Source organism: Micromonospora sp. NPDC051925 (assembly GCF_044548625.1).
Taxonomy (GTDB): domain Bacteria; phylum Actinomycetota; class Actinomycetes; order Mycobacteriales; family Micromonosporaceae; genus Micromonospora.
The window spans coordinates 91,899-111,386 of the sequence record NZ_JBIUCH010000006.1 but is presented as its reverse complement, the minus strand read 5'-3'; the positions used below and the strand labels follow the sequence as shown (position 1 = coordinate 111,386).

General features: G+C 71.4%; 18 protein-coding genes. 8 read left to right on the top strand and 10 right to left on the bottom strand.

Annotated elements, in window-relative coordinates; genetic code table 11:
- The first annotated feature begins 260 nt into the window (after positions 1 to 260).
- The 6 genes from ACIG87_RS09975 (at position 261) to ACIG87_RS09950 (ending at position 6,543) form a co-directional block, all read left to right on the top strand.
- Complete coding sequence (locus tag ACIG87_RS09975; protein ID WP_396849881.1) at positions 261 to 1,856, top strand: protein kinase family protein; 1,596 nt, start codon at positions 261 to 263, stop codon at positions 1,854 to 1,856.
- 43 nt (positions 1,857 to 1,899) lie between these two features.
- The gene (sigM, locus tag ACIG87_RS09970; protein ID WP_396849879.1) at positions 1,900 to 2,718 is read left to right on the top strand and encodes an RNA polymerase sigma factor SigM; all 819 of its coding nucleotides are present in this window, start codon (positions 1,900 to 1,902) and stop codon (positions 2,716 to 2,718) included.
- Entirely contained in the window at positions 2,715 to 3,710 is a 996-nt protein-coding gene (locus tag ACIG87_RS09965; protein WP_396849877.1) for a hypothetical protein, read from the top strand. The genes sigM and ACIG87_RS09965 overlap by 4 nt, the downstream gene beginning before the upstream one ends.
- Before the next feature lie 177 nt (positions 3,711 to 3,887).
- Positions 3,888 to 4,838 carry a thioredoxin-disulfide reductase gene (gene trxB, locus ACIG87_RS09960; RefSeq protein WP_396849875.1) on the top strand — a complete coding sequence of 317 codons (951 nt, stop codon included), beginning with the start codon at positions 3,888 to 3,890 and terminating at the stop codon, positions 4,836 to 4,838.
- A 36-nt stretch (positions 4,839 to 4,874) separates the two neighbouring features.
- Entirely contained in the window at positions 4,875 to 5,198 is a 324-nt protein-coding gene (trxA, locus tag ACIG87_RS09955; protein ID WP_396849873.1) for a thioredoxin, read from the top strand.
- A 187-nt stretch (positions 5,199 to 5,385) separates the two neighbouring features.
- Positions 5,386 to 6,543 carry an N-acetylmuramoyl-L-alanine amidase gene (locus ACIG87_RS09950; protein WP_396849871.1) on the top strand — a complete coding sequence of 386 codons (1,158 nt, stop codon included), beginning with the start codon at positions 5,386 to 5,388 and terminating at the stop codon, positions 6,541 to 6,543.
- Positions 6,544 to 6,643: 100 nt separating this feature from the next.
- On the opposite strand, the gene ACIG87_RS09945 is transcribed toward ACIG87_RS09950, so the two are convergent.
- On the bottom strand, positions 6,644 to 7,312 hold the full coding sequence (locus ACIG87_RS09945; RefSeq protein WP_396849870.1) for a GNAT family N-acetyltransferase: 669 nt from the start codon (positions 7,310 to 7,312) through the stop codon (positions 6,644 to 6,646).
- Positions 7,313 to 7,610: 298 nt separating this feature from the next.
- Between ACIG87_RS09945 and ACIG87_RS09940 the strand changes: the two genes are divergently transcribed.
- Both ACIG87_RS09940 and ACIG87_RS09935 read left to right on the top strand, forming a co-directional pair.
- Positions 7,611 to 8,918, top strand: a complete 1,308-nt coding sequence (locus ACIG87_RS09940) for a PLP-dependent aminotransferase family protein (protein WP_396849868.1) — start codon at positions 7,611 to 7,613, stop codon at positions 8,916 to 8,918.
- 7 nt (positions 8,919 to 8,925) lie between these two features.
- Positions 8,926 to 9,951, top strand: a complete 1,026-nt coding sequence (locus ACIG87_RS09935) for a D-alanine--D-alanine ligase (protein WP_396849866.1) — start codon at positions 8,926 to 8,928, stop codon at positions 9,949 to 9,951.
- A 57-nt stretch (positions 9,952 to 10,008) separates the two neighbouring features.
- Here the strand turns inward: ACIG87_RS09935 and ACIG87_RS09930 are convergent, their stop codons facing one another.
- The 9 genes from ACIG87_RS09930 to rpmH form a co-directional block, all read right to left on the bottom strand.
- Entirely contained in the window at positions 10,009 to 10,818 is an 810-nt protein-coding gene (locus ACIG87_RS09930) for a hypothetical protein (RefSeq protein WP_396850131.1), read from the bottom strand.
- Positions 10,819 to 12,981: 2,163 nt separating this feature from the next.
- On the bottom strand, positions 12,982 to 14,031 hold the full coding sequence (locus ACIG87_RS09925) for a ParB/RepB/Spo0J family partition protein (protein ID WP_396849864.1): 1,050 nt from the start codon (positions 14,029 to 14,031) through the stop codon (positions 12,982 to 12,984).
- Between the two features lie 27 nt (positions 14,032 to 14,058).
- A complete protein-coding gene (locus ACIG87_RS09920; RefSeq protein ID WP_396849862.1) occupies positions 14,059 to 15,081 on the bottom strand; it encodes a ParA family protein in 1,023 nt (340 codons plus the stop codon).
- Positions 15,082 to 15,803: 722 nt separating this feature from the next.
- Positions 15,804 to 16,571: a 16S rRNA (guanine(527)-N(7))-methyltransferase RsmG gene (gene rsmG, locus ACIG87_RS09915; protein WP_396850129.1), complete on the bottom strand. Its 768-nt coding sequence runs from the start codon at positions 16,569 to 16,571 to the stop codon at positions 15,804 to 15,806.
- Between the two features lie 52 nt (positions 16,572 to 16,623).
- The gene (locus tag ACIG87_RS09910) at positions 16,624 to 17,202 is read right to left on the bottom strand and encodes a protein jag (RefSeq protein ID WP_396849861.1); all 579 of its coding nucleotides are present in this window, start codon (positions 17,200 to 17,202) and stop codon (positions 16,624 to 16,626) included.
- A 221-nt stretch (positions 17,203 to 17,423) separates the two neighbouring features.
- Entirely contained in the window at positions 17,424 to 18,416 is a 993-nt protein-coding gene (yidC, locus tag ACIG87_RS09905) for a membrane protein insertase YidC (RefSeq protein ID WP_396849859.1), read from the bottom strand.
- A 3-nt stretch (positions 18,417 to 18,419) separates the two neighbouring features.
- Complete coding sequence (gene yidD, locus ACIG87_RS09900; RefSeq protein WP_396849857.1) at positions 18,420 to 18,659, bottom strand: membrane protein insertion efficiency factor YidD; 240 nt, start codon at positions 18,657 to 18,659, stop codon at positions 18,420 to 18,422.
- Positions 18,660 to 18,703: 44 nt separating this feature from the next.
- Positions 18,704 to 19,135, bottom strand: coding sequence for a ribonuclease P protein component (gene rnpA, locus ACIG87_RS09895; protein ID WP_396849855.1), 432 nt, complete (start codon positions 19,133 to 19,135; stop codon positions 18,704 to 18,706).
- A 30-nt stretch (positions 19,136 to 19,165) separates the two neighbouring features.
- Positions 19,166 to 19,303 carry a 50S ribosomal protein L34 gene (rpmH, locus tag ACIG87_RS09890; RefSeq protein ID WP_067300964.1) on the bottom strand — a complete coding sequence of 46 codons (138 nt, stop codon included), beginning with the start codon at positions 19,301 to 19,303 and terminating at the stop codon, positions 19,166 to 19,168.
- Positions 19,304 to 19,488: the final 185 nt, after the last annotated feature.

Sequence of the window (19,488 nt, the reverse complement as noted above, 5' to 3'; positions counted from 1 at the left end):
TGTCACCGGCGGGTCGGCCCGCGGGTCGGCGGCTTGCGACCGGCGTCTAGATTGGTCAGTACATGTGCCAGCAACGTGGGCGAGAGTGGCCATAAACGGACATATGCCTTCATCGGTGACAGCCCGTTGAGCGCGGCGGGAAGATGACATGTCGGGATGACGGGCGGTCCGGGTAAGGTCGCTTTCGACGGACACGGCAGGTGGCCGACGCCTCGTCGACGCAGCCGGCCGGTTCCATCGACAGCGGAGCGGGAAGCCACATGCCCAGCAGCGCGGGTCCATCGATCGACACGATCACCAAGGGAGGACGGGTGACCCAGGTCGGCGAGGGTCAGGAGGCGGAGGAAACTGCTCCTCCGGTCATGACCTTCGGTGCTCCCACAGCCGGTGAGATCCTCGCCGAGCGGTACGAACTGGTCGAGCACATCAACAACGACAGCGCCGGGCGCCTGGTCTGGCGGGGCGTCGACGTCATCCTGCGCCGGCCCGTGGCGGTCGTGCTCCGCTACCCGGGTGGCGACTCGGCCACCGAGATGCTCCAGGCCGCGGTGGCCGCCAGCCGCGTCATCCACCCCAATCTGGTCGGCGTCTACGACGCCATCGACGAGGACGTCCGGGCGTACGTCGTCCGGGAGTGGGTCGACGGCCGGTCCCTGCGTGAGCTGGTCGCCGACGGGCCGTTGGACCCGGCTCGGGCCACCGCCATCGGCAACGCGGTCGCCAGCGCCATCGCCGCCGTGCACGCCACCGGGATGGTCCACGGCAACGTGCACCCGGGCACCGTGATGATCAGCGACGACGGCCGGGTGGTGCTGGCCGACGCCCGTACCGACGGCGACGACAGTCAGGAAGCTGACATCCGCGCGGTGGGCGGCATCCTCTACTTCGCCCTCACCGGGCACTGGCCGCATGCCGAGGCCCCGCTGCGCGGCGCGACCGCAGGCCACGGCCGGGCCGCGATCCCGGACGCCGTCCGCGACGCCAGCGGGGCCATCGCCGCGCCCCGCCAGGTCCGGGCCGGCGTGCCGGCGTACCTCGACGACCTGACCATGGACCTGCTCGACGCCGAGATCGCCCCGCCGTCGTCGGACGTGCTCTCGGCCGAGCTGAGTCGGCTCGACATCCCCGCCGAGGACCACTTCCTCGACCAGACCGGCACCATCCGGTTCACCGCCGACGGGGTCGAGGACCGCTCGCCGTTGGCCGCCGCTGGCGGCCGGAAGGTCGCGATCGGCATCGCCGGTCTGCTGGCGGTCGCCCTGGTCGGCCTGCTCATCGGCATCAGCACCCTGGGCAGCGGCGACAGCCCGGAGACCGAGCCGGTGTCCCGCCCCTCCACCAGCGCCCCGGCCGGCGACGCCACCCCGGCGCCCGCCGTGCGCAAGCTGACCATCCAGGACATCCGGATCATCGACCCGGACAGTCGGGCGCGCGACGAGTTGGAAGACGCCGAGAAGATGATGGACGGCGACGAGGACAAGGGTTGGGAGACCGACACCTACTACTCGGCCAACTTCAGCAACTACAAGAAGGGCATGGGGGTCTGGATCGACCTCGGTGCCCCGCACACCGTCAAGTCGCTCACGGCCACCCTGTCGGACTCCGGCGTCTCTGCCGCGCTGTTCACCGGCACCGGCGACTTCCCGTCCAACTCGCAGGGCGACAAGAACCTGGTCAAGGGCTTCAAGACGCGGATCGGCCAGCCGTTCGAGCAGCACAACGGCACCAAGATGGCCTTCGACGGCTTCAACCCGGAGCTGAAGTACCAGTACCTGCTGTTCTGGATCACCGAGTTGCCGTCCACCGAGGGGGGCTTCAAGTTGGGCGTCCAGGAAATCTCGGTTCAGGGATCGTGATCTGCCGGCCGCGACCCCGTCACCGCCTCCGCCGGACGTGGTGATGGTCGGTCGCGGCGGGCACCCACCCGACCCGGCGACCGGCGGGCCGGCGTCGGTCGCGGTGTCGCACGCCGAGACCACCGACCTGGACCTGCTCCGCGCCCACGTCGCCGGTGACCGCGATGCCTTCACCGAACTGTTCCACCGGCACCGCGACCGGCTCTGGGCGGTGGCCCTGCGGACCATGGGCGACCGGGAGGAAGCGGCGGACGCCCTCCAGGACGCGCTGCTCTCCGCCCACCGTGCCGCCGGCCGGTTCCGAGGCGATTCCGCAGTCACCACCTGGCTGCACCGGATCGTGGTCAACGCCTGCCTGGACCGGATCCGCCGCCGCCAGGCGCATCCCACCGTCCCGCTGCCCGACGGGAACCACACCGACGACACCCGTGGGGCCGGCGGCGTCGAGCCGGCAGCCCCGGCCGCCGACCACGACACCGCCCTGGTGGTGCGGCAGGCGCTGGCCGGGTTGCCGGTCGAGCAGCGGGCCGCGCTGATCCTGGTGGACGTGCAGGGCTACCCGGTGGCCGAGGTCGCCCGGATCCTCGGCGTGGCCGAGGGGACGGTGAAGAGTCGCTGCGCTCGGGGCCGGGCCCGGCTGGCCCGGGTGCTCGGGCACCTGCGTACCGGCGGTGACGGGCCACCGTCCCGCCCCGCCGGGGCGGAACCGGAGGTCGGCCCCGCCGGGGCGATCGCACCGGGCGGACTCCTCCTCACGGGTCGGGACGTTCCCGACGTCACACCCGGGAACCGGCAGCCGGCGAACGGCGTCCGATCGGGGTCGGGGCAGGCCCGGCAGGGCGCCATCCAGGAGGAGACGTGACGGGCCGGGAGTTCAGGGAGGTCGACCACGACCTGCTCGCCGACTATGTGGGCGGGGCACTGGACGGCACCCCGGAGCAGACCGTCGTCGCCGGCCTGGTGGCCGAGGACCCGGCCTGGGCCGACGCGTACGCCGTGCTGGCCCCCGCCGTGGCCCAGGTGCACGAGGAGCTGACGGGTTGGGGTACCGCCGCGCCGGAGATGCCCCTGGCCGTGGTCGAGCGGCTCACCGCCGTGCTCGCCGGCGCCGGCCCGGGTCTCCCGCCCGCCTCGGCCGACGCCGAGACACCCGACCGGTCCAGCCGGTCCGACCGACCTGCCGGGGTCGGCGGTCCGGTGCCCGCGCAGCCGGGCGGTCGGCGTACCCCGGGCAGCCGTCCCGGTGACGGACGGGCCGAACAGTCCGGTCCCGGCCGGCGGCGGCGCTGGGCGCGGCTCGCCGGGCCGGTCACCCTCGCCGCGGCGTCGCTGGCCGTGGTGGGATTCGGCGTGGCCCACCTGGTCGACGGTTCGACCGCACAGGACGCACCCGCCTCGACGATGGCCGGGCCGGCGCAGGACAGCGCGGAGAACGCGGGACGTGGGTTCCGGTTCACCGGTGAACCCCGGCACAGCGGCGTCGACTGGTCCCCGGAGACGCTGAGCGGCGCGACGGATGCCCCGCTGCCCCGGCTCGCCACCCCCCCGGGCTTCCAGCCGGGAGACGGCCCCAGCCCCACCGCCCTGGAGAGCAAGCGCCTCGCCGGCCCCGGCGGGCTGGATCGGCTGGCCGGGCGGGCGGCGCTCGACGCCTGCCTCGCCGAGATCTCCACCGAGCACGGGCGCGGAGCGGTCACCGTCGACGTGGTCGACTACGCCACGTTCAACGGCGTGCCGGCGCTGGTGGTCCGCTTCGCCGATCCCGCCGGCGGTCGGTGGGCGTGGGTGAGCGGCGCGGAGTGTGGCGTGCCGGGATCCGGCGCGGACACCCGCTACCAGGCGCGGGTAGGGTGAGGACGCGGTCACCGGTCATCATTCGCCGCGTGACGTGACCCACCGGACGACCGGTCCGGGAATCTCCGGTTCGTACGATGACGTTCTGCAAGTCAGCCGCCGACGTCGCTGAACCGTCGGCGCTCAGATCGACGTCGGTGCGCCGCCGATGTCGTACACACACATCGGGAGACGGCAGTGGACGAGGTCCGCAACCTGATCATCATCGGCTCCGGTCCGGCCGGGTACACGGCGGCGGTCTACGCCGCACGCGCCAACCTCAAGCCACTCGTGATCGAGGGTGTGCAGTCCGGCGGAGCGTTGATGACCACGACCGAGGTGGAGAACTTTCCCGGTTTCGCCGACGGCATCCTCGGCCCCGAGCTGATGGACAACATGCGCAAGCAGGCCGAGCGGTTCGGTGCGGAGTTCCTGACCGACGACGTCACCCGGGTCGAGCTGAAGGACACCGGCGAGACCGGTTCGGACGCGGTGAGCACCGTGTGGGTCGGGCAGACCGCCTACCGGGCGAAGGCCGTCATCCTCTCCACCGGTTCGGCCTGGCGTCCGCTGGGCGTGCCCGGCGAGCAGGAGTACCTGGGGCACGGGGTGTCGTCCTGCGCCACCTGTGACGGGTTCTTCTTCCGCAACCAGCACATCGTGGTGGTCGGCGGTGGTGACTCCGCGATGGAGGAGGCCAGCTTCCTCACCCGGTTCGCCGAGTCGGTCACCATCATCCACCGGCGCGACTCGTTCCGGGCCAGCAAGATCATGGCCGACCGGGCGCTGGGCAACGACAAGATCAAGGTGGAGTGGAACAGCACCGTCGAGGAGGTGCTCGGCGACGACGGCAAGGTGACCGGTGTCCGGGTCCGCAACGTGCACACCGGCGACATCAAGGTGCTCGACGTGACCGGTGTCTTCGTGGCGATCGGCCACGACCCGCGCAGCGAACTCTTCCGCGACCAGGTCGAACTCGACGACGAGGGTTACGTGAAGGTGCAGGCGCCGAGCACCCGGACCAGCCTGCCGGGCGTCTTCGCCGCCGGTGACGTGGTCGACCACACCTACCGGCAGGCGATCACCGCCGCCGGCACGGGCTGCGCCGCCGCCCTCGACGCCGAGCGGTTCATCGCCACCCTGAGCTGAACGACCACAACGTAACAACTGAGGAGGAGGGTCATAGTGGGAGCAACGAAGGTCGTCACCGACGCCAGCTTCACCGCCGACGTGCTGAAGTCCGACAAGCCGGTCCTGGTGGACTTCTGGGCCGAGTGGTGCGGGCCGTGCCGCAAGGTCTCGCCGCTGCTGGAGGAGATCGCGGGCGAGATGGCCGGCCAGGTCACCATCGTCAAGCTCAACATCGACGAGAACCCCGAGACCGCCCGCGCCTACCGGGTGATGTCGGTGCCGACCCTCACCATCTTCAAGAACGGCGAGCCGGTGCAGTCGATCGCCGGGGCGAAGCCGAAGGGCGAACTGGTCCGGATGATCGAGTCGGCGCTGTAACACCGGCGTACCACCGGAACCCCGTACCCCGCCCGGGTGCGGGGTTCCCGCTGTCATAGCCCCTGACCTGTGCGAACGGCCGGACCGACCAGACCGGTCACGGTACGCTCCGTAAGCGCCAGTCCTACCGGACGCGCAGCGGCCGTCATCGAAGGTGCCCGGCAGCCAACCTCTGAGGGGGTCCTGCGTGCGTCCGATCCGACCCGGTGACCGCGGACCGGCAGTGACCGAGATCCGTGCGGTCCTGACCGGTCTGGACCTCCTTCCGGCGGCCCCCGGTGACGAGTTCGACGTCGCCACCGAACGTGCCGTCCGGGCCTTCCAGCAGTCCCGTGGGCTCAGCGCCGACGGTCGGGTCGGTGCGGAGACCTGGCGGGCCCTGGACGCCGCCCGCTGGCGGCTCGGCGCCCGCACCCTCTACCATGCGGTGCCCGAACCCCTCACCGGCGAGGACGTCCGGTCGTTGCAGGAACGACTGCTGGAGATGGGGTACGACGTCGGTCGCGCCGACGCCATCTACGGCGTGCGCACCTCCCGGGCGGTGGCGCAGTTCCAGCGCGAGGTCGGGCTGAAACCGGACGGCTCGTGCGGGCCGTACACGATGGGTGCGCTGCGCCGGCTCGGCCGCAAGGTGGTCGGCGGACGCCCCCAGTGGCTCCGCGAGTCCGACGCGATCCGGCAGTCCGGGCCGACGCTGGTCGGGCGGACCGTGGTCATCGACCCGGGGCACGGCGGCGACGACCCGGGCGTGGTGGTGCCCGACGGGACCCTGCGCTGGACCGAGGCGGACCTGGTGCACGACCTGGCCAGCCGGCTGGAGGGGCGGCTCGCCGCGGCGGGGGTGCGGGTGCAGCTGACCCGTGGTCCCGCACCCCGGACCTGCCTGCCGGACACCGACCGGGCGGAGCTGGCCAACTCGCTCGGCGCCGACGTGTTCATCTCGCTGCACACCGACGGCCACGCCAACCCGGCCGCCGACGGGGTGGCCACCTACCACTACGGCACCGACAACGGCGTCACCTCGGCCACCGGGGAACGGCTCGCCGGGCTGGTGCAGCGGGAGATCGTCGCGCGGACCGGACTGCGGGACTGCCGTACCCACGCCAAGGCGTGGGACCTGTTACGGCTGACCAGAATGCCCGCCGTCCGGGTCGAGGTGGGCTACCTGACCTCCCCGCAGGACCAGGCCCGGCTGGTCGACCCCCGGTTCCGGGACCGGGTCGTCGAGGCGATCGTGGCCGCCGTGCAGCGGATGTTCTTCCCCGTCGAGCGGGACGTCCCGACCGGCTCGATCGACGTCAGCGAGCTACGGGCGGTGGTGGCCGCCGGCGCGGTCCGCCACTGAGCCGCCGGCAGCGGCCTCCCACTGAGCCGCTGGCTTTACTGAGCCGCCGCCGGGACGGGGACGGGTGCTGCGCTTGCCCGGTCGGTGTGGGGCGGGTGGTTCAGCCGGCGCTGGATCGGGTCGCCGGGGCGGGGCGGACCGGACGGAGCAGGCTCTCCGGGCTCATCGAGCCGAGCAGCTTCTCCAACGCGTACTCGACGTCGGACTTCCAGCTCAGCGCGGTACGCAGCTCCAGCCGCAGACGTGGGTAGCGCGGATGCGGGCGGACCGTCTTGAAGCCCACCGAGAGGAAGAAGTCGGTCGGGGCGACGCAGGCCCGGACGGAGTCGTCCGGCTCGTCACCGAACTTCGCGTCGCCGAACGCCTCGATCGCCTTGATGCCCCGCTTCGTCAGGTCCCGGGCCACGCCCTGCACCAGCATCCGGCCCAGCCCGCCCCCGGCGAAGGCCGGCACCACGCTGGCGGTCATCAGCAACGCCGCGTCCGCCGAGACCGGCGAGGTCGGAAAGGCCATCGAGCGGGGTACGTAGGCCGGCGGCGCGTACATCACGAAACCGGCGGGCATCCCGTCGACGTACGCCAACTTGCCGCAGGAACCCCACTCCAGCAGGGTCTGGGAGACCCATGCCTCCTTCTCCAGCCCCGGGTCACCGGCGGCGCAGGCCCGCTCGGCGGAGACCGGATCCAGCTCCCAGTAGACGCACTGCCGACACGGGCGAGGCAGGTCTTCCAGGGTGTCGAGGGTCAGACTGACCAGACGTCGCGACATCAGCGCATCCCCACACTTAGGCTCGGAGGCGAGACCAGCCCGGAGCGGCAGCGTCGCCCGCTGCGTCCCCGACGAGCGATCGTACGCCGCCAGCTGACCGTACGGGAGGGGACGCGCAAATGGCCACCCGAGCCGGGCACGGACGGTCCGGGATGTGGACGCGAGACACATCGTGACCGACGACCGGCCCGTCGGGGACTACGATCGACCGACCGGCGTCCCCGCGCCGCCATGGTCGCCGGCACCGCGGGTACCCCAGCGGGCGGGAGCCCGACCGACACCCGATCGAGGTGATGTCATGACCGGAACGACGCTCGACGACTACACCGACCGGTATGCCCGGCGGGTCCGGGGCATGACCGCCTCGGAGATCCGGGCACTCTTCGCGGTGGCCAGCCGGCCGGAGGTCGTCTCGCTCGCCGGTGGCGCACCCTACATCGCCGCCTTGCCGCTCGACGCGGTCGGCGAGATGCTCGGCAAGCTCGGCTCCGAACACGGCGTCACCACCCTTCAGTACGGCATCGGCCAGGGCACCCTGGAGCTGCGCGAACGGATCTGCGAGGTGATGGCGCTCTCCGGCATCGACGCGTCCTGCGGCGCCTCCCCTGACGACGTGGTGGTCACCGTCGGCGGGCAGCAGGCGCTCGACCTGGTGGCCCGGCTCTTCCTCGACCCGGGGGACGTGGTGCTCGCCGAGGGCCCGACCTACGTCGGCGCACTCGGGGTGTTCCAGGCCGCCCAGGCGCAGGTCGTGCACGTGCCGATGGACGACGACGGGCTGATCCCGGAGGCCCTGGAGGTGGCGATCGCCGACCAGGCCCGCGCCGGCCGGCGGGTGAAGTTCCTCTACACCATCCCCACCTACCAGAACCCGGCCGGCGTGACGCTGAGCGAGGAGCGGCGGGAACGGGTGCTCGACATCTGCGAGCGGGCCGGCCTGCTGGTGGTCGAGGACGACCCGTACGGCCAACTCGGCTTCGAGGGCGAGGCGCCCGCGCCGCTGCGGGCCCGCCGCCGGGACGGGGTCTTCTACCTCAGCACCTTCTCCAAGACCTTCGCCCCCGGGCTGCGGGTGGGCTGGATCCTGGCCCCGCACGCGGTACGGGACAAGCTGGTCATCGCCAGCGAGGCGCAGATCCTCTGCCCCAGCGGCTATGCGCAGGCCGCCGTCACGACGTACCTGTCGACTATGCCGTGGCGCGAGCAGCTGAAGGTCTACCGGGAGGTCTACCGGGAGCGGCGTGACGCGCTGCTCGACGCACTGGACGACCTGATGCCCGAGGGCACCACCTGGACCAGACCCACCGGTGGTCTGTTCGTCTGGGCCAGCCTGCCCGAAGGGCTGGACGCCAAGGCGATGGTGCCGCGCGCCATCGCCGCCCGGGTCGCCTACGTGCCGGGCACCGGCTTCTACGCCGACGGCACCGGCACCGGCAACATGCGGCTCAACTTCTCGTTCCCTTCGCCGGAGCGGATTCGGGAGGGTGTGCGTCGGCTGGCCCGCGTCATGGAGCAGGACCTCGCCATGCGACAGGTCTTCGGCGCGGTCACCCCGACCAGGAGCCGGCGGGGCGGCCCGGACGCCCCCGGCCCCGACTTGGCATGATTCCCGCATGGTTGCCACCCCCGTCGAGCGCTCTCTCGTGACCGATTCCGCCGTGACCGATTCCGCAGCTACCGGTGATGCCGCCGCCGAGCGGCACGTGCTGGTGCTCGCGGGCGGCCTGTCGTACGAGCGGGACGTCTCCCTGCGGTCGGGCCGGCGGGTCATCGACGCGCTGCGCAGCGCCGGGGTGGAGGCGGAGCTGCGGGACGCCGACGTGGCGCTGCTGCCCGCGTTGGCCGCCGACCCGCCGGACGCCGTGGTGATCGCCCTGCACGGCGCCACCGGTGAGGACGGCTCGCTGCGCGGGGTGCTCGACCTCTGTGACGTCCCCTACGTCGGCTGCGACGCGCGGGCCTCCCGGCTCGCCTGGGACAAGCCGTCGGCCAAGGCGGTGCTGCGGGAGAACGGCATCTCCACCCCCGACTGGGTGGCCCTGCCGCACGACCGCTTCTCCGAGCTGGGCGCGGTGGCGGTGCTCGACCGGATCGTGCAGCGGTTGGGGCTGCCCCTGATGGTCAAGCCGGCCCAGGGCGGGTCGGGCCTCGGCGCCGCCGTGGTCAAGGACGCCGAAGCGCTGCCGGCCGCGATGGTCGGCTGTTTCGCGTACGACTCGACGGCGTTGGTCGAGCGGTACGTGCCCGGCATGGACGTGGCGATCTCGGTGGTCGACCTGGGTGACGGGCCGCAGGCGCTGCCGCCGGTGGAGATCGTGCCCCGCAACGGCGTGTACGACTACGCGGCCCGCTACACCGCCGGCCGGACCACCTGGCACGCGCCGGCACGCCTCGACCCGGCCGTGGCCGGTGCGGTAGCCGAGGTGGCGTTGGCCGCGCACGCCGCGCTGGGGCTTCGTGACCTCTCCCGCGTCGACCTGATCGTCGACGAGGACGGCCGGCCGCACGTGCTGGAGGTCAACGTGTCCCCCGGCATGACGGAGACGTCGCTGCTGCCGCTGGCGATCCAGGCGGCCGGGCTGGACTTCGGGCAGGTCCTCGGCACACTGGTCAGCCGGGCCGCAGTCCGCCGCGCCTGATCCTTCCGCGTCCGCTGCTCCTCGGGTGGGGTCGCCCGGTTCGGTCGGGATGACTCGTCAGCGCCGGCCGACGTCCGAGGCGGCAGTCCCTTCGTCCCCGTCCTCGACTCCGGTCTCGCTGTCGGTCTGGTTGTCGGTTCCGACCCCGGCCGGATCGGTGGTCCCCGTGCCGGCGTGGGCGTCGGTCCTGTCGGTCTCGGATCCTGCCTCGGCGTCGGTCCTGTCGGCCGCCGCCCCCGTGCCGGCATGCGCGTGGTTCTCGCCGGTCCGGGTTTCGGCGGCCCCGCTGGCGGTGTCGTGACCGTCGTTGTCGAGGTCGTGGGCGTCGCTGGTCTCGGCGTGGTGGGCGTCGCTCGTGCCAGGGCCGGGGTGGGCCTTGTTCGGCGCGTCGGTCGAGGTCTCCGCCGGCGCAGGAAGGGGAGTCTCCTCCTCCGACTCGATCACCGACACCGCTTCCCCGGCAGCCGCCGCAGCGGCCTCGGCCGACGACTGCGCAGCGATGCTGGAGGGCGTCTGCCACTGGATGCGGGGCGGCTCGGCGAGTGGACGTCCACCGAACTCGGCCAGCCAGGCCGCGACATGCGCCAGGTTTTCCCGCCACTGGGATTCGGAGATGGGCGGCAGGATCGAGTCCCAGAGCGACAGGAACGTGCCGCGTAGCTGGAGCCGGCCGTACGGGCGAGCCAGGAACCACATGTGCAGGTGGGCGGACCCGTCACCCCAACGGTTCACGTGCACTCGGGCGACGCCGTCCAGCGAGCGGATGGCGCGCTCCAGACGGACAGTCATCACCCCGAGTTCGGCAGCGAGCAGGTTGGGTAGGTCGCCCAGGTCGAGATGCGACCGCGACTCAAGGATCAGCACCATCGGCAGACCGGTGGGACGGTCCATGGCCCGTACCCGCCAACGCTCACCGACCCAGATGTACGCATCGTCCGGCGCGTTGCAGGCGATGCACTCCCGGAGTCCTTCGCCCTTGCGGGGAGGTTCGACCGGCACTGGTTCGTCGAGGTGCTTGACCCGCAGATCGCCTTCGAAGGGGAACGACGGCCACTGGGTGAAGTCCGGAACTGAGGGTGGAGGGGTGTCGTGCACGACGCTGACCCTAACCGAGACCGGGACCGCTGTCCCTACCCCGAACGCCGCTGATCATGAGGGGATTTCGGTCGAGCGAGGCGACTCGCGCGTGGGCGCACGGGAGAGTTCCGAGGCAGTTGTCCACAGGCTGATGAGATCACCACCACACCCCGTCATCCACAGGCCAAGGTGGCCCTGACGCGCTGTTTCACGTGAAACGAGTGCCGCCTGTGGAAAACTTCTGTGGATAACTTTGCTGCTCATCCACAGCACTGTTCACAGGAAGCAGGGGTCCGATTCCATCAACGATCGAGGGGCTTCTCGGGCTGTTGGGCGGGCCGTGATTTTCACCTCTGAGGTCGCTGCTATCCGGAGCGGTCGCCCGGATAACAGCGGCAACAGACCAACACGGAACTCGCCTGCGACCTCTCCTACGCGGGGTCCATCCAGTGGCGAGGGAGGACCGGCGAAGTCCCCACCTTCGTGCAGACGACGCCGCACGGCCTGGTTTCACGTGGAACGGCAGTTGCTGTGGACCCGCGCCCGACTGCGCCTCGGCTCTCGATCGACGGGGGCCGGGGAGTTCGGGGGTCCGGTGAGTCCGGGGTTTCACGTGAAACGGCGAGGAAGGACGGGCGTTCGCGGAGAGCGGCTTCGACTCCACGGACGTCGACCAGTTGGCTCGCGTGCTTCCCTGCCCCGGACTCGCTCCACGGCGACACGACCTACGGGCTGCCGGGCCTGCCCGGTTGGTAGCTCTCCGGATGACCGCTCCTCCCCCCACTGCGGGCCCGAGCCCAGGTCTACGCCAGCCCCGAAGGCTCGCAGCCATGGCACCCTCGGGGCCTGCCAGTCCATCTTCCCGCCCACTCCCCGCAGGGGTTCAGCGCGGCATTCTTACGGGTTTACTGTCCCGCACTCCCGCGGGCCAGCACTCCCGCGAGACCACAGCCCGGCTATCCCACGGGCCCGAAGGGCGATGCCCGTTCGCTCCCGCCTCCCGCCTCCCGCCGCCGAGCCTGCTTGTGCTTGCGCGGCCTCTCATCCAGTGCCCGGCGTCGAACCCTCCCGGCCCGGCCTGGACCGGCGGCGGTCGCAGCGCAATCGGCAAGAGTGCCGTTCCCGGACCTCGGCCGAGGAGTGCGACGAGAGCACCGTTCCCCGCTCTGGATCAGCGAGGGCGACCGTGGGAGGGCCGTTCCACGTGAAACATGGCCGTCTGCGGCAACTCCCCGAACCAGGGCCGGGGAGGCCGACGTCGATCGGTCCCGCCCGCTGCGGGTAGCCGATCTTCGCCTCGGCAGCCGTCGTCCGGTTGCACCCTCGGCTCGCCGCCAGCACCAGAGCCTCAGATCGACTCAGCGGGCCACTGCGCCCCCGGCAAGCCCGACGGGTGGGGTGTGATCTCCGAAGCGGTCCAGGACGATCTGAGCGGCCACACGGGGATATCGCCGGGTGGAGCAGAACCGCCATGCGGGTACCCCCTCTGGCGGCCCAAGGTCCCCGGCCGCCCAAGGTCCCCGGCCGCCCAAGGTCCCCGGCGGCGGCGACGCCTCCGACGCCCAACGCCCCCTGGTGGCCCAACGCCCGGGACCAACTCTGCGTGCCCGGTTGTCTGTCATGCCGAGCATCCGCGCGGATCCTGACCAGGATCGTCCGACCCGACCCGAGCCGACCCGAGCCGACCCGGCCGCCCGGCATGGGAGAGCCCCTCGTTCCACGTGAAACCCTTCCGACGCGATCACGGGTCGGCGACGAGCAGGAGCCGGCACAGTCGCCGCACATCTCGGATCGGCTACCGAACGGCCGGGCCGACTCCCGGCAGAGGCTTCCCTCGACGGAGCAGAGCCGCACTACCTTCACCATGCCGAACGCGTCGCAAGCGGACAGCACCCAGAACGAACCGGCCGCGTACCCGATCGGGTACGCGGCCGGAAACGGCAAGGGCAGCGGTCAGTCCTCCGACTCCGGCTGCTCCTCCTCGCCGACGCCGATGATGCCGACGATCCGCTCCAGGTCGTCCACCGTGGCGAACTCGATCGTGATCTTTCCCTTGCTCCGGCCGATGTCCACCTTCACCCGGGTATCGAACCGGTCGGAGAGACGGTCGGCCAGGTCGGTCAACGCCGGCGCGTGCGGCTTCGAGCGGCGCTTGGCCGCCGGTGTCTTGGCCGGGCCGTCGCTGAGTGCCAGGGCCACGATCTCCTCGGTCGCCCGCACCGAGAGCCCTTCGGCGACGATGCGGAGCGCCAGCTGCTCCTGCGCTTCTGCCTCGTCGAGGCTGAGCAACGCGCGGGCGTGGCCGGCGGACAGCACGCCGGCCGCCACCCGACGCTGGACCTGTGGCGGCAGGTTCAGCAATCGGATGGTGTTCGAGATCTGCGGCCGGCTCCGCCCGATTCGACGGGCCAGTTCCTCGTGGGTCGCACCGAACTCCTCCAGCAACTGCTGATAGGCGGCGGCCTCTTCCAGCGGGTTGAGGTTGGCCCGATGGATGTTCTCCAGGAGCGCGTCCCGGAGCATCGCGTCGTCCTTGGTGTCCCGGACGATCGCGGGGATGGTCTCCCGGCCCACCGCCTGGGCGGCACGCCACCGCCGCTCACCCATGACAAGTTCGTACTTCTCGCTGTCCAGTTGCCGGACGACGATCGGCTGGAGGAAGCCGACCTCCTGGATGGAGGTCTTCAGCTCTTCCAGCGCCTCCTCGTCGAAGACGTGCCGCGGCTGCTTGGGGTTCGGCACGATCGCGTCAACGGAGATCTCGGCGAAACGTGCGCCGGGCACCGGGCTGAGCTGAGGCTCGTCGGGCTGCGGCGGCGCGAGGACCACCGGCGCGGGCGTCGTCGCGGCCGGGGCCACCAGATCGGTGGACGTCTCGATCACCGGACGCTCCGGGTCGACCTCCACGGGCAGGGTCGCCGTGGCCGTGCTCTCCTGCACCGGCCCGGTCGGGATCAGCGCACCGAGCCCTCTACCCAGACCGCCCCGGGGACGGTTCTTCATAAGACGCCTCCCAGCGACTTGTCCGCACTACGCATTCCGGCTCACCGGCTCCTTGACACCGCGCTCGGCGATCTCCTGGGCGGCCTCGAAGTAACTCGTGGCCCCCCGCGATCCGGGATCGTAGGTCATCACGGACTGCCCGTAGCTCGGGGCCTCCGATACCCGGACGTTGCGGGGGATGACGGCCTGGAGCACCTTGTCACCGAAGTGGTTCCGGACGTCCTGCTCTACGGCGTCGGCCAGCCGGGTACGGCGGTCGTACATGGTGAGCAGGATCGTGGAGACCTCCAGCTTCGGGTTCAGGTGCTGGCGAACCAGATTGATGTTGTTAATCAGCTGGTTCAACCCTTCCAGGGCGTAGTACTCGCACTGGATCGGGATCAACACCTCCTGGGCGGCCACCAGGGCGTTGACCGTGAGCAGGCCCAGGGAGGGCGGACAGTCGATGAAGACGTAGTCGAAGTGCCCCGGGTACGCGTCGATGGCCCGGTTCAGCCGGGACTCCCGGGCAACCACGGAGACCAGTTCGATCTCGGCGCCGGCCAGGTCGATGGTCGCCGGTACGCACCACAGGTTGGGGATGCCCTCCACCTCCTGCGCCACCTCCGCCAGCGGCACGCTGTCGATCAGGCAGTCGTAGACGTCCGGGACCCCGGTGTGATGGGGGACGTTCAACCCGGTGGAAGCGTTGCCCTGCGGGTCGAGGTCGACCACCAACACCCGGTTGCCGTGCAGGGCCAGAGCCACCGCCAGGTTCACCGTGGTCGTGGTCTTGCCCACGCCACCCTTCTGATTGGCAACGCACATCACCCGGGTCCGCTCAGGACGGGGCATGGTCACCTCGCCACTCGGATTAAGGATCTGCACGGCGCGCATCGCCTCCATAGCCAACGGTGGGTCATCCTCTTCGCGCGTCGGAGTTTCACGTGAAACGTACGCGGCCTCTGCCGAGCCGACTGCCCCGGCCCCGGGGCCGTTCCCCGGGGAGTCGATGACAGGCGTCGCATCGGGGTGTAGCTGTGCGGGAACCGGCGATGGACTGTCAGCCATCGGTGTCCCGAACCGCGAGGGCACCCCCGCGTTCCGTCGCACCGAGGCCGCCGCCCGGAGGTCCGGGGCGTTGACCGGTCGGCCATCGGGGCCGGACTGCGTAGCGGGCGGCGGCACGTACGACTCGGGTGCCGGACGTGCGGCACCCACCACCGGTGGCTCGCGCCGCAGCCCGGGATCGTGCTCCGGCGAACGGATCGGTGGCTGTCCGCCGGTCGTCCAGGTCTGATGGTCGGTTTCACGTGAAACAGGGTCCGCGCCTGAGCCCGGCCCCTCGGGACGGTTCACCCGTGGATCGTCGTACCTGCCGTCGTCATGCACCTGTCATCCCTGCCCGCTCCGGATGGTCGGTCCGCACCCCGTCTCGCTTGCCGTACCCGCGCTCGCACCGCGGTGCGTACGACCCGGCGGGGGCGATCGGGACCCGGTGCGCCCGACATCCGCCCGCCCCACACTATCGACGCGCGGCCAGCCTACGGGGGACGGGCGCGGCGGGTCCATCTTCGTTCTCGGCGGCACCGCCTTCGACCGGGCTCGTGCTACTCAACCGGGTCAACCTCGACGCGACGCGACCCGCCGTGATCTGCGGTAACCGCGCCGCGCTGCCGGAGCGCCCGCCGGTCGGCCGTCAACACGGGCCGACCGGCCACCACAGATCCATCCCGAGGAAGTACGTCCAACCACAGGGTGGCGCAGGGAACCCGGACTGGCGGACCGGGGATTCAGCGAGCGCGCTTTCGACCACCGCGTGACCGCTTCGGTGCCTTCTTCGCCACCGGGGGTCGGACCACCCGCTCCCGGACGATCTCCACCACCGTGGTCGGCGGGTCGAGGATGTCGGCTCCGCAGAGCCGCACCGCCGGCTCGCTCCCGCCCACCTTCGCCACCGCCTCGGCATGCTCGGCGACCTCGTCGGCCGCAGACGCCCCCTTGAGGGCGATCAGTCGCCCGCCGGGAGCGACCAGCGGCAGGCTCCAGGTGGCGAGCCGATCCAGCGGCGCCACCGCACGGGCGGTCACCACGTCGGCGGTGAACGGGCCGACGCCGTTCGCCCCGGTGGCCGCCTCGTCGGCCCGGCCCCGGAACACCCGGACCGTCCTGGCCAGCCCGAGCCGCTCCACCGCCTCGACGAGGAACGAGGTACGCCGGGCCAACGGCTCGACCAGGATGACGGTCAGGTCGGGACGGGCGATCGCCAGCACCAACCCGGGCAGCCCGGCTCCGGAGCCGACGTCGATCACACTGGCGCTCTCCGGAATGCGCTCGGCCACGGCCGCGCAGTTGAGCAGGTGCCGGTCCCAGATCCGGGGTGCCTCCCGAGGACCGATCAGGCCGCGCACCACACCATCGGTGGCGAGTAGTTCGGCGTACCCGGCGGCCAGGTCGAGTCGGTCGCCGAAGAGTGCCCGCGCGGCGGTGGCCAACTCGGCCGGGAGTGCGGCGTCCTGCGCGGAGGGGACGGGACGCTCGGGCGACGGCCCGGGTGGCACGCCACCCGGGCCGGCTCCGGCATCCGTCGTGATGTCGTCGGGTGTCACCAGCTCAGTCCGCCGGCCGGACGACGATGCGCCGGGTCGGCTCGACACCCTCGGACTCGCTCTCCACGCCGCTCATCGCGTTGACCACATCGTGCACGCACTTGCGCTCGAAGGCCGACATCGGCTCCAGCCGTACCGGCTCACCGTGCTCCTTGACCTTCTCCACCGCGTTCCTGGCGACGGCGGCGAGTTCCTTGCGCCGGGTGGCGCGGTAGCCGCCCACGTCGAGCAGGAGCCGGCTCGGCGAGCCGGTCTGCCGGAACACGGCCAGCCGGGCCAGCTCCTGAAGCGCTTCCAGGGTGGCACCCCGCTGTCCGACCAGGTTCTGCAGTCGACCACCGACCACCTCGACGACCGGACGGCCACCGGAGACCAGCTCGTCGATGTCGCCGTCGTAGTCGAGGATGTCGAGCAGGCCCTCGATGTAGTCGGCGGCGATCTCGCTCTGCGCGAACAGTTCGCCCTCGCCGGCTGGCTTCTTCTCCTTGCCGCCCTCCTCGGGCTCACCCTCACCGGTCGCGGCGGTCGGGACGGTCTCCTCGTCGAGCGAGGCGTCCGCGCTGGGGATGCTGGTGTCGGTCACGGTGTCATCTCCGTACTAGCTCGGCCGGACCGTCGGGTCCGCTGGTCTCCCGGGGCGACCGGCAGGAAGGGGGCCGGTTCGACCACGGGCACGTCTCGTACGGGCCAGTCTCGCCCGCGTCCGCGCTGGGCGCGGCGGTTCCGGCCCGGCGCCGGCCGTGACGGCGGCTGCGCGGTACCGGAAGGCCGCCGTCGGGGATCAACCGACGGCGGCCCGGTGGGTCAGCCCTGGCGCTTGGCCGGGCCCTTCTTCGGATTGGCCGGCTTGGCACCCGGCTTCGGCCCGGCGACCTTCGGCGCGGCCGGCTTGGCCGGCACCTGCGCGGCGGGCTTGTTCCGGTTGAGGAAGCCACCGGTCTTGGCCGGCTGCACCGGGCCACGGCCGGCGGTCGCCGGCTTGTTGCCGGTGGCCCCCTTGTTGGTCACCAGCGGCGGGAACTTGCGGAGCACCCACTGCTGCTGGCCGAGGGTGAACAGGTTGTTGGTGACCCAGTAGATGATCACACCGATCGGGAAGATCGAACCGGAGACCAGCAGGGAGAGCGGGATGCCGTAGAGCATCAACCGCTGCACCATCCGCTGCTGCGGGTCCTCCGCCCAACCGGTCTTGAGGATCATCTGACGGCTGGTCAGGTAGGTGGTGCCCATCATGACCAGGACCAGGATGCCGGCGATGACCTTCACGGTGGTGCCGTTGGCACCGAGCCGGGCCAGTTCGTCGGCGGTGGAGCCGAACTTGCCGGCGATCGGGGCGGTGAAGATCGTGGCGCTGGAGGCGCTGTCGAACTGCTCGGCCGTCCACCCGTAGAGGGTCTTGGCGTCCTTGGCCGGGTCGAGCCGCCGCAGCACGTGGAAGAGGCCAAGGAAGACCGGGATCTGGAGGAACATCGGAAGGCAGCCCATCAGCGGGTTGGCCTTTTCCTTCCGGTAGAGCTCCATCATCTCCTTCTGGAGCGTCTCCCGGTCACCCTTGTGCTTCTCCTGGAGCTCCTTGACCTTCGGCTGGAGCGCCTGCATCGCCCGCTGCGACTTGATCTGCTTGACGAAGACCGGGAAGAGGATCACCCGAACGGTGACCACCAGGAAGACGATGGCGAGAATCCACGACCAGTTCGTGCCGAGGACCGCGGCGGCCGGCACCCCGATGGCGTCCCACGCCGAGTGCCAGGTCAGCAGGATCCACGAGATCGCGTAGTAGATCCAGTCGAGACTCAATTCTCAGACTCCAGTCACGTCGGCACGTCGGCGGTCGCCCGGCTCCGGCACCGGGTCATGTCCACCTGGGTGGAAAGGGTGGCAGCGCGACAGCCGCCGGACCGTCAGGCCCGCTCCCCGGAGCGCACCGTGGCGGGTCACCGCCTCCAGGGCGTAGGCACTGCACGACGGGTAGAACCGACAGCGGGCCGGCAGCGCCGGGCTTATCCAACGACGGTACGCGATGATGGGGCCACTGAGCATCCGGGCACCCAGGCTCCGCGGCTGCGGCGCGGCGGATCCGCTGCTCACCGCGACCGCCGTCCCCGGGGTACCCGGGCGGCGGCGATGGCCGCGTCCAGGTCGCCCCCCAGCCGGTCGTACGGCGTGCCGGCGGCGGTGGGCAGCGCGCGCACCACCAGGGTGCTGCCGGCCGGCAGCGCGGCCAGCCGGTCACGCACCAGGTGCCGCAGCCGGCGGCGGACCTTGTTGCGGACCACGGCAGGCCCGACGGCCTTGGACACGACGAAGCCGGCGCGGCTCGACTCGGAGATCATCTCCGGGTCGGTGCTCCGCGCCGGCTCCGGCGAGGTTGTCCCGACAGGTGTGGTCGCGAGAGGTGTGCAGACCGCCGGCAACGTCAGGTGGACGACGACGGCACCCCGCCCGACGCGTCGACCGCCCCGGACCGCTGCGGCGAAGTCGTTGCTACGTCGCAGGCGTTGTGCGGCCGTCAGCACGACTGTCCACGTCCCCGGACCGGTCGGCCGTCAGGCCGACAGGCGGGTGCGGCCCTTGGCGCGGCGGGTCGACAGGATGGCGCGGCCGGCACGGGTGCGCATGCGCAGCCGGAAGCCGTGGGTCTTCGCGCGCCGGCGGTTGTTCGGCTGGTAGGTGCGCTTGCTCACGTCAGGCTCTCCGTTTTCGTACGTCCCCGGCACGGGTTCGCCCGGGGTCGTTTGGTGGACCAGACCACCTCGGCGGTGGCCCCCGATCGGTGCTGCCCGGTGGTGCGGAACCTCGGCGATTCGAGGCCGCGACCATGGGCAACAAGCACCCATCACCCTAGCAGAGGGCGACAGAGCAGCCCCTC

Coding starts and splice junctions, on each gene's coding strand:
- ACIG87_RS09975 (WP_396849881.1), top strand. CDS start 261: ATGCCCAGCAGCGCGGGTCCATCGATCGACACGATCACCAAGGGAGGA.
- sigM (WP_396849879.1), top strand. CDS start 1,900: ATGGTCGGTCGCGGCGGGCACCCACCCGACCCGGCGACCGGCGGGCCG.
- ACIG87_RS09945 (WP_396849870.1), bottom strand. CDS start 7,312: ATGTCGCGACGTCTGGTCAGTCTGACCCTCGACACCCTGGAAGACCTG.
- ACIG87_RS09940 (WP_396849868.1), top strand. CDS start 7,611: ATGACCGGAACGACGCTCGACGACTACACCGACCGGTATGCCCGGCGG.
- ACIG87_RS09935 (WP_396849866.1), top strand. CDS start 8,926: ATGGTTGCCACCCCCGTCGAGCGCTCTCTCGTGACCGATTCCGCCGTG.
- ACIG87_RS09930 (WP_396850131.1), bottom strand. CDS start 10,818: ATGGTGCTGATCCTTGAGTCGCGGTCGCATCTCGACCTGGGCGACCTA.
- ACIG87_RS09925 (WP_396849864.1), bottom strand. CDS start 14,031: ATGAAGAACCGTCCCCGGGGCGGTCTGGGTAGAGGGCTCGGTGCGCTG.
- ACIG87_RS09920 (WP_396849862.1), bottom strand. CDS start 15,081: ATGGCTGACAGTCCATCGCCGGTTCCCGCACAGCTACACCCCGATGCG.
- yidD (WP_396849857.1), bottom strand. CDS start 18,659: ATGCTCAGTGGCCCCATCATCGCGTACCGTCGTTGGATAAGCCCGGCG.